The 13,359-nt window shown below is 33.7% G+C and carries 12 protein-coding genes; 3 read left to right on the top strand and 9 right to left on the bottom strand.

What is annotated here, in order from left to right; genetic code table 11:
• Positions 1-12: 12 nt before the first annotated feature.
• The 7 genes from AA088_RS08280 to AA088_RS08250 all read right to left on the bottom strand — a co-directional run bounded on the left by AA088_RS08280 (position 13) and on the right by AA088_RS08250 (position 8,719).
• Entirely contained in the window at positions 13-387 is a 375-nt protein-coding gene (locus AA088_RS08280; RefSeq protein ID WP_046744480.1) for a DUF423 domain-containing protein, read from the bottom strand.
• Positions 388-406: 19 nt separating this feature from the next.
• The gene (locus AA088_RS08275; RefSeq protein WP_046744479.1) at positions 407-811 is read right to left on the bottom strand and encodes a heavy-metal-associated domain-containing protein; all 405 of its coding nucleotides are present in this window, start codon (positions 809-811) and stop codon (positions 407-409) included.
• A 51-nt stretch (positions 812-862) separates the two neighbouring features.
• Positions 863-2,560 carry an efflux RND transporter periplasmic adaptor subunit gene (locus AA088_RS08270; RefSeq protein ID WP_046744478.1) on the bottom strand — a complete coding sequence of 566 codons (1,698 nt, stop codon included), beginning with the start codon at positions 2,558-2,560 and terminating at the stop codon, positions 863-865.
• Positions 2,561-2,578: 18 nt separating this feature from the next.
• Complete coding sequence (locus AA088_RS08265) at positions 2,579-3,304, bottom strand: heavy-metal-associated domain-containing protein (RefSeq protein WP_046744477.1); 726 nt, start codon at positions 3,302-3,304, stop codon at positions 2,579-2,581.
• Positions 3,305-3,310: 6 nt separating this feature from the next.
• Entirely contained in the window at positions 3,311-4,531 is a 1,221-nt protein-coding gene (locus AA088_RS08260) for a TolC family protein (protein ID WP_046744476.1), read from the bottom strand.
• The gene (locus tag AA088_RS08255) at positions 4,521-8,213 is read right to left on the bottom strand and encodes an efflux RND transporter permease subunit (RefSeq protein WP_046744475.1); all 3,693 of its coding nucleotides are present in this window, start codon (positions 8,211-8,213) and stop codon (positions 4,521-4,523) included. Before AA088_RS08255 ends, AA088_RS08260 begins: the two co-directional genes overlap by 11 nt.
• A gap of 95 nt (positions 8,214-8,308) precedes the next feature.
• Complete coding sequence (locus tag AA088_RS08250) at positions 8,309-8,719, bottom strand: HYC_CC_PP family protein (protein ID WP_046744474.1); 411 nt, start codon at positions 8,717-8,719, stop codon at positions 8,309-8,311.
• A gap of 209 nt (positions 8,720-8,928) precedes the next feature.
• Here AA088_RS08250 and AA088_RS08245 point away from each other — a divergent pair, with 209 nt between their 5' ends.
• Positions 8,929-10,068 carry a beta-1,3-glucanase family protein gene (locus tag AA088_RS08245; RefSeq protein ID WP_046744473.1) on the top strand — a complete coding sequence of 380 codons (1,140 nt, stop codon included), beginning with the start codon at positions 8,929-8,931 and terminating at the stop codon, positions 10,066-10,068.
• Positions 10,069-10,137: 69 nt separating this feature from the next.
• On the opposite strand, the gene AA088_RS18265 is transcribed toward AA088_RS08245, so the two are convergent.
• Both AA088_RS18265 and AA088_RS08240 read right to left on the bottom strand, forming a co-directional pair.
• On the bottom strand, positions 10,138-10,281 hold the full coding sequence (locus AA088_RS18265) for a hypothetical protein (RefSeq protein WP_157547110.1): 144 nt from the start codon (positions 10,279-10,281) through the stop codon (positions 10,138-10,140).
• 123 nt (positions 10,282-10,404) lie between these two features.
• A complete protein-coding gene (locus AA088_RS08240; RefSeq protein WP_046744472.1) occupies positions 10,405-10,860 on the bottom strand; it encodes a pyridoxamine 5'-phosphate oxidase family protein in 456 nt (151 codons plus the stop codon).
• 187 nt (positions 10,861-11,047) lie between these two features.
• Between AA088_RS08240 and AA088_RS08235 the strand changes: the two genes are divergently transcribed.
• Both AA088_RS08235 and AA088_RS08230 read left to right on the top strand, forming a co-directional pair.
• Positions 11,048-12,271, top strand: coding sequence for a PAS domain-containing sensor histidine kinase (locus tag AA088_RS08235; protein ID WP_046744471.1), 1,224 nt, complete (start codon positions 11,048-11,050; stop codon positions 12,269-12,271).
• The gene (locus tag AA088_RS08230; RefSeq protein WP_046744470.1) at positions 12,268-13,326 is read left to right on the top strand and encodes a response regulator; all 1,059 of its coding nucleotides are present in this window, start codon (positions 12,268-12,270) and stop codon (positions 13,324-13,326) included. Before AA088_RS08235 ends, AA088_RS08230 begins: the two co-directional genes overlap by 4 nt.
• Positions 13,327-13,359 lie beyond the last annotated feature (33 nt).

Here is a 13,359-nt window from a genome sequence, read left to right as displayed (position 1 = left end):
GTAAATATTCGATTAACTAAAAGAAATTCCTAATAATATCCACGCTACCACAAGTAACAAACCTCCTAAAGGTGTGATTGGACCTAAAAAGCGTAGTTTTTTTCCTTTTACACTACTGATACATAATCCATAAATACTAAACGAAAACAAAAAAGTTCCGATAATAAAACACCAAGCAACACTTTTTTGCACGTCTGTTACAAAAGAAAGTTCAAATCCTAAAATAAGCAGTACTATTGCGTGATACAATTGATATTTGACTCCTGTTTCAAAACTTTTTTGTAAATCGTCTGAAAAGATTTTTTTGAGAGCATGTGCTCCAAAAGCACCTACTATAATTCCCGATGCGCCATAAAAAGTAGCTGCAATAAGTACTATTGTTTTCATGACGCAAAGGTAATTAAATCTATAACTCTTGGTTCATTTCCATAGAATTATCATACTGACAGCATTTTGGCAATTTTTTATAAGCTTCTTTGTCACCAGTAGCTTTTTCTGTATCGTACCCTGCTGCTGCAATAGCTTTATGAATTGTTTCTTCATTTACTACGTTTTCATCATATGCTACTTCAATGCTTTTTTTCTTTACGTCCCAAGTTGCTGTAGAAACTCCATTTAGACTTGTAGCGGCTTTTTCAATTGTTGTTTTGCACATACCACAGTTTCCACGTACTCCAAAATTTGCCATCGACAATTCTTTTGATTGTGTAGTAGCTATTGTCGTTGTTTTTTCTTCTTTTTTAGCTTCTCCGTTACAGCTTACAAAAGTAACAGAAGCTATTAGTAATGCGCTTACGATTATTTTTTTCATCGGTTTACATTTTTAAAAATTAATACTTATTTGTTTTGAATTTATTTGTTTTTACTCTAATACTTTGCTGACATTTCCACAAGTTAACATCGCCTCTCCAAAATACGGGTTTCTAATTTCCGCTTCAGTACTCAACCAATATGCTCCTTTGTCATTATTCGCCATAGGGCAGAATTGAACAAAAAATGTCTGCGGATATTTTTCAAACTGTTGCACCAACGCGATGAGATGTGCTGAGATTATTTCAAAGCTTTTGCGTTGTTGCTCTAAAGATGTGCTCTCATTAATACTTTTTGAACTTTTATGCATGGTAAGCCAGTATTCTTCAATTTTTTTTCGGTGCTGTGCCTGCATATTTTCTAAAGCTTTTTGAAGTTTTACATTTTTTTGGAATGCTAAAGAAGTTTCACTTGCTACCAAAGCGTCTTTTAATTCAAAATATGCACTTATTACTGGTTGTAGTGCTTTTTCAACGTTTGTATCTATTTGAATACTATGCGCAAGTGTATTACGTGTTTTATCTGTTGTATTCATCATAGATTTTTTCCCTTGTAATTGTGCCGCAGCATCTACAGTAAAGGTTCCATTTACTACAATTTCGTCAGAAGCTGATACACCAGAAACTACTTCATAACTATCATTCATAATTGCTCCCAATACTACTTCTCTGGCTTCAAATACAGGTAAGGTTGGAGATGTTTTTACATAGACTAACGAACGTTTTCCTGTCCATAAAACAGCCGATTTAGGAATGATTAATACATCTGTTTGCTTTACTTCTTTCGCTAAAACACCTGTAACAAACATACCTGGCTTGAGTTTGTCATTCTTGTTATTTAATACCACTTTTACATCGACTGTACGAGTTTTTGCGTTTAATACTGGATCTATAAAAGTGATTTTTGCAGGTATTTCTTCATTAGGAAACGCATTGACTGTAATCGTAATTTTATCACCTGTTTGTAACTGAGTTAGCTGGTCTTCATACGCATCAAAGCTTGCCCAAACTGTTTGCAAATTAGACACTTTAAATAAGGCTGCTCCTTCCTTTACATGATTTCCTTCTTCAACCATTTTTTCGGTCACAACTCCTGAAACGTTTGCATAAATTGGAAACTGTGTAATAACTTGTTGCGAATTTTCTATTTGCTGAATTTGTGCTTCGCTAAGCTTCCATAACTTTAGCTTGTTGCGAACTGCTTTGTACAATTCTGGCTGTGAAGTTTTCATGCGTGCTGCCGTTAGTAACTCTTGTTGAGTAGTTACTAATTCTGGCGCATAGATGAGTGCCAGTTTTTGTCCGTAGTGCACTTCTTCTCCCGTAAAATTTACAAACAGTTTTTCAATTCGTCCTCCAAAATGAGCCGTTTGTATTGCATTTGTTTTTTCGTTGGCTTCAATTGTACCTGTTAATTTTAACGAAGAATGATTCTTCGCTTCTTCAGAAACTTTAATCGTTTCTATATTAGCTAAAGCCATAGCATTTTCTGTCATTTTAAATTCATTAGCAGCTAATGCTTCTCCATTTTCTTGAGCAGGAATTAAATCCATCCCACAAATAGGACAATCGCCTGGTTCAGGTTGCATAATTTGAGGGTGCATGGAACATGTCCACATTTTCGGTTTTTTAGTTGTTTCTGTAACCTGTTCATGCACATGCGCTTCTTGTTGGCCTCCAAATAGCAACCAACCTATGAGAATACCTATGATAAGTATTCCTATATAAAAAAATATATTAGTTTTTTTCATTTTTTACTCTTTTTCGATTTATATATAGGTTGTAATCATCCAAATTGCCATAATCAACATGATACTGTTTTCAATAAATGTTGCTTTGGTCATTGGTAGTTTGAGTGCTGTACCTAAACAGGCACATTGTATAGCTTTTTTACTAAATAAAGCACGGGTAACGCCTATAGTGGTAATTCCTAAGATGACAATGGTAAGAATAAGAGCCATCAAAAGTTCAAATCGGAATAAAAACAGGAGCCCTAATCCTACTTCTATAAATGGATATACCCAACCATATATTGGAACTCGCTTTGCTAGCGGATCATACATTTGAAATGATTCTGGAAATCCTTTGTAATCTAAGAATTTGAAAAAACTGAAAACTATATAAAAAAGCCCCATGAAATCTAACATAAAGTCAGCCATTGTTCCATTTTTTAATTGTAATAAGATGCTAGCTGTTGTGATATAAAAGAAGATTAGGAATAGAGGAAATAGTTGTTTCAATTCACTTTCTTCTTTTTGATCTGTTGCAACCGATTCAAAAATAGTAGCGGATGTTTTGGGTTGAATGGTGTATTTTTCTGGCAACGCTTTTTGTAAAACACTGATGTCAAGTTTGTTTTCAGACTCCACAATTGCTTCTGAAGTTTCCAAATTTACACTCGCATGCTTTACTTGCGCAAGCGCGTTTAAAGTATCTTCTACACTGGTTCGGCAACCATTACAGGTCATCCCAGTTACTGTATATGTTTGTTTCATTTGATCTTAGTTTTTTAATAAAAATTCGACAATTGCAACATTTGAAAAGTATGCGTGTATGTCCTTTTCCTTTTGCATTTCATACTCTAACTTTAATTGATCGATTGCTAACAATTGTTCAAAATCCATTTTTGCGGTTTGATATGCTGCAAGAATTACCTCTTTGGCTTGATTTGCTTGTGCTATATTTTCTTCTTGCGTTTTTATGCTTTCTTGTGCATTTTTTAGTGTATTTTTTGCATTTTCTAACGCAATCAATAATTGATTTTTAACGGTTGTTTTATTTTGTTGAACAGCTTCTTGCTGAAGTCGCAATTGTTGTTGCTTTGACACATGTTTCTTTGAAAACAACGGAATGGACAGTGTAACCATTGGCATGAGAACATCTTTTCCATTATCTGGCATAGAAATACCCGAACGTTCAGCAACCAATACATAATCCAATCCTACACCTAAGGATGGATTTCCTTCTTTTCGAGCAACAATTTCAGACTGTTGTAAGGCAGTTTCCATATATTCCAATTGTTGCAATTTCGGATTATTATTAATTGTTTCTTGAGATTCAAGAATCACTGTATTTTTTATAGCTAATGAATCTAAAATTACTACTTCTGCTTCTACTGGTTTATTTAATAACAAATTAAATGTTGTTTTTTTAGTGCGTATGCTTTCCTGTATAGTTTGCAATTGCTGTACTAAAGAGTTTTTTTTCATTTTTATCCTTAATACATCTACCATCGTACTGCGATTGTTTTCTAGTTCATTCAATGCGAGTTTTTCATACGTATCTAAAATATCCACATGTGTTTTGGTTATACTTTGTTTTTCTTGTAAAAGATATAATTCGTAGTAAGCTAATTTCACATCTAATGCAAGTTGACGCTTTACAAATTCTACTTCACTCTCTTTAGCATTCGCTAACGATAGTGCATTTTCTTTTCGAGCTTTTAGTATTCCAAACCAAGGAATTTGCTGACTCGCCGAGAAACGCATTCGTTGCGGACCAACTCTAGTTTCTACAGCTTGAGCAAATACGCCAACACCTAGTTGAGTATTAGGAAGACTTCCTACTTCATTTACCTTTTCAATAGCACTTTCGTATTGTAATTGTTTGGCTAGAATTTCCGAACTATTTTGTTCTGCTTCTTGCAAATAATTTTCTAAGGTTTGTCCATTGATTATTGAAAACCAACAGATGCTTACTATGTAAATAATATTATGCTTCATTTGCTTTTCTTTTGAGTTGAATTTCTTGATTCCAACAATATAAAACTGGTACTACAAAGAGTGTGATTAAAGCAATAAGCATTCCCCCAAAGCTTGGAATTGCCATTGGAATCATGATATCACTTCCTCGTCCTGTTGAGGTTAAAATTGGCAATAATGCCAGCAAAGTCGTAGCTGTGGTCATTAAACAAGGACGAATTCTTTTTTTACCAGCTTCTATCACAGCATTTTGAATTGCTTCCTTGTTTTTAGGACGTGTTTTGTTAAAATTCTGAGTAAGATAAGTTGCCATTATCACACCATCATCTGTAGCGATACCAAAAAGAGCAATAAAACCTACCCAAACGGCCACACTTAGATTGACTGTCTCTATTTGAAATAGTTCTCTAAGGTTACTTCCAAAAATGGAAAAATTAAGAAACCACGATTGTCCATATAACCAAATCATGATAAAACCACCTGCAAAAGCTACCGCTATTCCTACAAATATAAAGAGAGAAGTTGCTATGGATTTGAATTGAAAATATAGAATCAGAAATATAATTAAGAATACAATTGGAACGATGATTGACAATGTTTTTTCTGCTCGTACTTGTTGCTCATAAGTTCCTGAAAATTCATAGCTGATTCCTTTTGGCACAACTAAACTACCATCAGCGACACGTTTTTGTAATAGGTTTTGTAATTTTTCTACTAAGGTGACTTCTGCTATATCAGATTGTTTGTTAAACAATACATAACTTACTAGAAACGTATCTTCACTTTTAATCATTTGTGGCCCTTTTTCATAGGAAATATCAACCACTTCTTTAAGTAAGATTTCGGCGCCATTGGCTAGTGGAATATATATATTTTCAAGATCACTTGGATGACCACGCAAGGCTCTTGGGTATCGAACTCGCACATTGTATCGTTCACGACCTTCAATAGTTTGTGACACCACTTTTCCTCCAATGGCTACTTCCAAGGTTTCTTGTACAGCTTTGACCGACAATCCGTAGCGAGCAATTTTTTCACGATTTATTGACATGATTAAATACGGCTTACCAATCAAACGTTCTGCAAAAACAGTTTCTTTTTTTACTTCAGGAACTCCTTGTAGTATGCTTTCTAATTGTAAGCCAAATGCTTCGATTTGAGCAAGATCTTGACCTTTTACTTTAATTCCCATTGGAGAACGCATTCCTGTTTGCAACATAATCAGCCTTGTTTCAATGGGTTGTAATTTTGGCGCAGAGGTTACACTAGGAAGTTTTGTTTTTTGAACTATTTCATTCCAAATATCATCAGGCGATTGAATATGAGAACGCCAATTTCTATACAATGCTCCATTTTCGTCAGGAATTAATTGGTTTGCATCAATCAATTTATCTTCCATAGAAATTTTAGAACCATCTTTTAATACAAATAAACCATCATCTGTTACTTGAAAACGTTTTGGATTACCGCTTTCATCCAAAATATATTCTGATTTGTAATGAATTACATTTTCATACATAGACAACGGTGCAGGATCTAGCGCACTTTCTACACGTCCCGCTTTTCCAACAACCGTTTCAATTTCTGGAATACTAGCTACCGCCATGTCAAGCTTTTGTAGGACTTCTTTATTTTGCTCAATACCCGCATGTGGTAATGACGTTGGCATCAATAAGAAAGAACCTTCATTGAGTGCTGGCATGAATTCTTTTCCTGTTTGTCTCCAAATTTGAATTCCTGTTATGAGAATAAGCAAAGGAATACATAGAAAAAGAATTTTATTTTGTAATGCCCAACGGAGTAATTGCTCGTAAAACTTTATGAACAGTGCAAAGGTTCCTAACACAACAACACATGTGATACTTACAAATATAAAATTCATTGTCATATTATTGGTGTATCCCAATGGTCTCCAGTACACTGTTAAGAGTATAATTAATGTAGCAACAGCTATTATGATATGACCTCGTGTTTTTTGCGCTTGAGAAATTGTTTGTAGGTGGTATAAAAGAGAGATTATACTAAAAATGATTAATACAATCCCTAGATAAATTCCATAAAAAACAGCTAGCAAACCAACGAAAACCAGTATGCTGTACACAATCAAGTTTGTTTGTCTTTTGCTACTTTTCCAGCCAAATAACCACGCGGCTAGCGCAGGAAGTATAAAAAGTGTTACTACAATAGCCGAAGCCAAAGCCATTGTTTTTGTATACGCTAATGGACTAAATAATTTCCCTTCGGCACCAATTAGCATAAATACAGGAATAAAACTTACAATTGTTGTTAATACTGCGGTTAGGATTGCCCCTGAAACTTCTGAAGTTGCATTATATACAATGGTATTGATTGATAGGTTCTCTGTATCTTCTTCTATATGCCGTGTGATATTTTCTATTAGAACAATTCCCATATCGACCATTGTTCCGATTGCGATAGCTATTCCAGAAAGAGCTACAATATTAGCATCTACCTTACCTAATTTCATTGCGATAAAAACCAATAAAACTGCTACAGGTAAAATACTAGCTATAAGAAAAGAGGCTCTAAGGTTTAGAACCATCACTACAATAATAAGTAAAGTAATCAAAATTTCAAGTGACAGTGCTTCTTCTAACGTGTGGATTGTTTCTTGTATGAGTTCTGTACGGTCATAAAAAGGAACAATCGTTAATTGTGATGTACGTCCATCTTGTAACGTTTTTGAAGGAAGTCCACTAGCAATTGTCTGTATTTGTTCTTTTACATTACTAATTACTTGCATCGGATTGGCTCCATAACGAGCTACTACAACTCCTCCCACAACTTCTGCCCCTTCTTTATCTAATATCCCACGACGTTCTGCAGGGCCGAGTGTTACATTAGCAACATCTTTTACTAATACAGGAGTGAAATTTTCAGAAACAATTGAAGTATTTTCTATATCTGAAATTGATTTTACATATCCCAATCCACGTACTACATATTCAGCACGATTAATCTCGATTGTCTTCGCTCCTATTTCTTGATTGGTATTACGAATAGCTTGTACTACTTGAGAAAGCGTCAAATTATACTTTTGTAAAATATCTGGTTGAACATCTATTTGATATTCTTGTACATATCCACCAATGGAAGACACTTCAGAAACATCTGAAGCTCCTGACAACGCTGGTTTGACGTAATAATCTTGAATACTTCGTAATTCTTGTAAATCCCAACCACCTATTACTTGACCATTTTCGTCTCTTCCTTCTAGAGTGTACCAAAATATTTGTCCTAATCCAGTAGCGTCAGGACCTAGCGTTGGCTGCACATTTTCAGGTAATAATGTACTAGGTAAAGCATTTAGTTTTTCTAATATCCTGCTTCTACTCCAGTAAAAATCAATAGCATCATCAAAAATGATATAAATACTGGAAAAACCAAACATGGACGAGCTTCGTACCGTTTTCACTCCTGGAATTCCCATGAGTGTAGTTGTTAGAGGATATGTAATTTGATCTTCAATGTCTTTAGGAGATTGCCCTTTCCACTCTGTAAAGACGATTTGTTGATTTTCTCCAATATCTGGAATAGCATCAACTGCTATTGAACTTTTAGGAAAAGTTCCTAGATTCCAATCAAAAGGGGCATAACTCAGTCCAAAACCTATAATCGTAGCGAGTAATAATACGGAAACTAGTTTGTGTTGTATAAAAAATTGAATGCTTTTATTGAGCATAATTGTTGATATATTTAATGAATGATTTAAATAAAGCTTACAGCGATATGTTTCCTAATGAAAAATTCACAGGAAATCAATTCAAAAAATATATATCAAATGAGGTATGTTTCGTCTAAAACATGAATATCCTTTATCAAAGGCGGTGGCGCATATGGTTTGTATACTGCCTTTTCTTGATCTTCTTTAGGAAGAATATAAATAAAACTATATACAAATGCTTTGATGAACTGTTGTGTAGAAATCAGTTTTTCTTTAGAAGAAGAAAGCTCATCTTGTCCCTGCACAAAAGAAGTTATATCATCACAACATGGCACTTGTTCGAACATGGTTTTATCATGATCGGCTGTAGTCATTTCCATACCGCAGGTGTCTGCTTGTACACCAATTGCATAACTAATCGATTCTCCTCCACAAATATGTTCATTAATTGTAAATGAACATGTAGAGAATAGCACCAAAAGTGCTAACAATAATGACATTGTATGTTTTAATCGATTTTTCATGCAATACAAATGTACAAAAAGTTTGCTCTCAATCTCACTTTGAAAGCCTTACAACTAAATATTTATGATTTTTATAACAATTTTCGCCACTTCTATTAACGTATTTCCACTAAGTATTTTTGCGTGATTTTTAAAGACACGTAATTCAACTGTTAGAACCAATTGTTCAATACTCTATTTTTATGATTCATTAAAAACCCTTCTTAATCATGAGTATACAAGTAAGCATTACTAATAATAGCGGAATTAAATCAAGTGAAGTATATTGGATTTGTTTTGGATTGAATGGTAATCCACAAACAAGTTCTCCAGATTGGTCTTATGTAGATGTAGATAATAAAGGCAACGCTTCTTTAAAAAAATTTACTAAAGGACAAGATTGTGCTTCTCTTTTTAAAACTGTAGATGAGTTAAATTCATTTAAAGGATTGCCTGAAATGTGGTCTGGGCAATTTTTGTTTTCATTTAAAAAACTCCCAAATGTATTTAATATTGTAAAAGGAGCGCAAAACGGACTCGGTGTACAAACACCTCCATATACACCTGGCACTGCAGATGCTGACACGTTATTTGTCGTAGTTGAATTTACCAATATTGGTTCTGAAATTTTTGCCGACTGTACTATTGTTGATTATTTCTCTGCTCCGGTTTCCATTGAAGTTATAGGAAAGTCTGATAGCAAAACGAATGGAATTATGAAATCCACAAGCACAAGAGATTCTATTTTTAATGCCATTGATGCTTTAGGAAAACCATGGAGTAACTTAATCATGAAAGATAGTAATGGAAATAATATTCGTGTTCTAGGTCCGCAACATGGGGTACAAACCACAAATCCCAACTTATTAGCTAACACAATTTATGACTCCTATGTAAATGCTTGTTGGAAAAACTTTAAAACCAATACACTTACCGTACATTGCCCAAAATTTGGAACATATACAGGAAAAGTAAATGCAAATGATGAATTTGTTTTTTCTCAAACGGACAAAGCAGATGTTACAATTCAAAAACCTGGTCCTGGAAAAGCTTTTGATATTTTTGGTTGTGTTGGTACACTTGCTGCGCCAAATGACACTCCATTAGGTGAAATTGCTGCAATATTAGGAGCAGCATTAAATAGAACCACTTTAAGCACTAAGGCAAATGATACACAACCTAATTGTGATCGATCTTCTTTTTATCAAGTGGTAGATGGTGTAACTAATGAATATGCTAAAGCTGTTGTTGACAATTACGAGTCAGGAATTTATGCATTTCCATTTGCAGATGTATGTAGTAAAAATAATCCGTTGATTGATATTACGAATCCTACCAATTTTAATATTACCTTATCTAGCTGGAGCTAGATTCAATTATTTACAATTTACTAATTAAAAAAGCGAACTTGTTTTAGTTCGCTTTTTGTTTTTATACACTTATCTTGGATCGTGACAAGAAATACACAGCGTTACACAATTGGTATGTAATTGTGTATGTCCGCCTCCTTTTATAGAAATTTCTTGTACTTTAGAAATCAATTGTTTGCGAAGTTTCAGCGATTGTAAATTTTGTTTTTTCATGATCTTGAAGATTTTTTGGTTATGTTTTCAAAATACTCAATCTCGCTGAAAATCTATTACGGAATTACCCGCTTTGAAGTACTATAAGAACCATTCTTGAGATACGGGAATCTTTGAGTCAAGTTAGTTTCTTCGCATTCTTCCAGTAACTTCTTCTACGTGAATTAAAAAAACAACTGGAAGATCATCTTTATAAATTTTACTAGAAAATTCGTTTATAAAATCTAGTTTTCGTTGCTCTTTTTGTATAATCAAATCTTTAACACCTAGTGAAAAATCATGCAAATACGCTTTGGCTTCACTTCCATTCAACTCATGAAATTTTCCATGCACTACGACACAATTCCAATGATTAACAGACGTAATCTCTGATACTTCCATAGCAACTTCGTTTTTTTTGCGCATAGCTGTAACTTTATGCCCTTCCGCAGAATATCCAATAATTATATTCCGTTCTTTATCAAAATAATACGTAATAGGCGCTATATAAGGTTCGTCTTTGTAAACATATGCTAAATGCCCTATATAGTTTCGTTCTAAAACTTGTGTGTTTTCTGTACTATCTAATGTTTTGATCATGATATACTAATTTACTTGATGCACACAAGGTAGGTACTGATAAGACAAAAAAACATGACATTCATCAGTTCTAAAACATCTACAAACAAATTCTTAAAAAAGTGTTTTAAATACTCGCTGCTTGACACGTGAAACAGTGATATTTTTTGTAGTTTTATTGCGCCGCATACATAACCGTGATTTTAGAATGTTTCCAAAAGACATAGATATTTTTAATATACTTTTAAATGCTGTTTCCGAAGGTGTTATTATTGTAAATGAACAACAACAAATTGTTGATGCTAATATTTCTGCAGCCAATATGTTTGGCTATGAAAGAGAAGAATTATTAGAAAAACCACTGAATCTTCTTATTCCTAAAAAATATAAAGGAGAACATCATGCGCATGTGTCTGGTTTTATGGAGAAACAAGAAAGCCGTCAAATGGGACACGGTCGTGACTTACATGGTGCGCGAAAAGATGGAAGTACGTTTCCTGTAGAAGCGGGATTGAATCCATTTTCCGTTAAGGAAAATAACTATGTAATGGCTCTTGTAATTGATATTACCATCCGAAAACAACAAGAAGCAAAAATCCAAGAACTTTACGAAGACTTAGAAAAAAAAGTTGTGTTGCGTACTAAAGAGTTAAGTATAACAATTGCAGAACTTGAAGCTGAGAACAAATTAAGAATTCAAGCTGAAAAAGATGCTAAAGCCGCACTTAAAAAAGAACAAGAACTCAATGAATTAAAAACAAAATTTTTATCGTTAGTTTCTCATGAATTCAAAACACCTCTAAGTAGTATTTTAACTTCATCTATGTTGCTTGGAAAATATAAACTCACAGAACAACAAGCCAAACGTGATCGACACATTAAAATCATTTCTGATAAAGTTCATTATTTGAACAACATTCTAAACGATTTCTTATCTGTTGAAAAACTCGAAAAAGGAAAAGTTAATTATAAATTAAGCACGTTCAAAGTGAGTAAGGTTATCAATGAAGTTGTATATAATGCCAATATGCTACTTAAAGACGGGCAGTATATCAATTATCCGGACGATATTGATGGATATTCATTGTATCAAGATGAAAAGATTATTGAATTAGCGCTCTCAAACATTGTCAATAATGCCATAAAATATTCTTCAGAAAATACACAGATAGATATTTTTATTACGCAAAATGACACAATAACAACTTTTCGCATTAAGGATAACGGAATTGGAATCCCGGAAAAAGAGCAAAAAAATATTTTTAATCGCTATTTTAGAGCCGAAAATGCCTTACTGGTACAAGGAACTGGTATTGGACTAAATATTGTGAAGAGTCATTTAGAAAACCTACACGGAAGTATTTCTTTTGAAAGTATAGAAAATGAAGGAACTACTTTTACCATACAAATACCCAATAAAGCCACGATATGAAAAAAGTATTATTGATAGAAGATGATACCATTTTACGAGAGAATACAGCAGAATTATTAGAGTTATCTGACTATGAAGTAGTGACTGCCTCTAATGGCCGATTGGGCGTAAATGCTGCTATTGAACATTCGCCAGACATTATTGTTTGTGATATCATGATGCCTGAACTTGATGGCTATGGTGTGTTGGAAAACCTATCAAAAAACAATCAAACAAAGTATATTCCTTTTATATTTTTATCTGCCAAAACAGAACGTCAAGATGTACGAAAAGGAATGGATTTAGGAGCTGATGATTATATTACCAAACCTTTTGAAGAAGAAGAATTAATCAGTGCCATTGAAAGTCGTATCGCAAAAGCTGCTATTTTAAAAGACGAGCGCGAAGCGAATCAACAGCAACTTACCGAAGATGATGAAGAAAATGAATTGCGAACACTGAATGATTTAAAAAACTTTTTTGATGATAACGGAACTGTTTTTTCATATTCTAAAGATGCTATTATTTATGAAGAAGGACATCCTGCCAACTATATTTATTTAATTGTAAAAGGTGTGGTAAAATGCAACAAGTTGGATGAACAAGGAAAAGAGCTAACAACTGCTTTGCATAAAGAAGATGATTTGTTCGGGTATACTTCGTTTACACAAAATATTCCGTATCAAGAAACGGCAACTGCCATTCAAACCACAGAAGTAGTCGCTCTTTCCAAAAGTGAGTTAACAGCAGTATTGAATAAAAATCACAAAGTAACACTCGAATTGATTCAGTTGCTCACTGACAATATTTCTGGTATTAAAGAACAATTATTACAAATGGCTTATAGTTCGGTGCATCGAAAAACAGCCAACACCATTTTGAAGTTTGCCGAAAAACTTAATCGCAAACCTGAAGATCCAATTAAAATTTCAAGACATGATCTCGCAAGTGTCGCTGGAATTGCTACAGAAACACTTATCAGAACACTTTCTCGATTTAAAAAAGAAGGTATTATTGAAATAGAAGGTAGAAATATCAAAATTGTCGATTACCAACAGTTACAAGAAATGTACTAATTCTAAAGGAGCAACTAGCTAATATGACAAATA

It is taken from the genome of Kordia zhangzhouensis (assembly GCF_001005305.1).
Taxonomy (GTDB): domain Bacteria; phylum Bacteroidota; class Bacteroidia; order Flavobacteriales; family Flavobacteriaceae; genus Kordia; species Kordia zhangzhouensis.
The sequence above is the reverse complement of the archived record's forward strand: the minus strand, read 5'-3'. Positions and strand labels throughout refer to the sequence as shown.

Bases quoted from the DNA above. Each gene is read 5' to 3' on its own strand.
- AA088_RS08280 (WP_046744480.1), bottom strand. From the start codon at position 387: ATGAAAACAATAGTACTTATTGCAGCTACTTTTTATGGCGCATCGGGA.
- AA088_RS08275 (WP_046744479.1), bottom strand. From the start codon at position 811: ATGAAAAAAATAATCGTAAGCGCATTACTAATAGCTTCTGTTACTTTT.
- AA088_RS08270 (WP_046744478.1), bottom strand. From the start codon at position 2,560: ATGAAAAAAACTAATATATTTTTTTATATAGGAATACTTATCATAGGT.
- AA088_RS08265 (WP_046744477.1), bottom strand. From the start codon at position 3,304: ATGAAACAAACATATACAGTAACTGGGATGACCTGTAATGGTTGCCGA.
- AA088_RS08260 (WP_046744476.1), bottom strand. From the start codon at position 4,531: ATGAAGCATAATATTATTTACATAGTAAGCATCTGTTGGTTTTCAATA.
- AA088_RS08255 (WP_046744475.1), bottom strand. From the start codon at position 8,213: ATGCTCAATAAAAGCATTCAATTTTTTATACAACACAAACTAGTTTCC.
- AA088_RS08250 (WP_046744474.1), bottom strand. From the start codon at position 8,719: ATGAAAAATCGATTAAAACATACAATGTCATTATTGTTAGCACTTTTG.
- AA088_RS08245 (WP_046744473.1), top strand. From the start codon at position 8,929: ATGAGTATACAAGTAAGCATTACTAATAATAGCGGAATTAAATCAAGT.
- AA088_RS18265 (WP_157547110.1), bottom strand. From the start codon at position 10,281: ATGAAAAAACAAAATTTACAATCGCTGAAACTTCGCAAACAATTGATT.
- AA088_RS08240 (WP_046744472.1), bottom strand. From the start codon at position 10,860: ATGATCAAAACATTAGATAGTACAGAAAACACACAAGTTTTAGAACGA.
- AA088_RS08235 (WP_046744471.1), top strand. From the start codon at position 11,048: ATGTTTCCAAAAGACATAGATATTTTTAATATACTTTTAAATGCTGTT.
- AA088_RS08230 (WP_046744470.1), top strand. From the start codon at position 12,268: ATGAAAAAAGTATTATTGATAGAAGATGATACCATTTTACGAGAGAAT.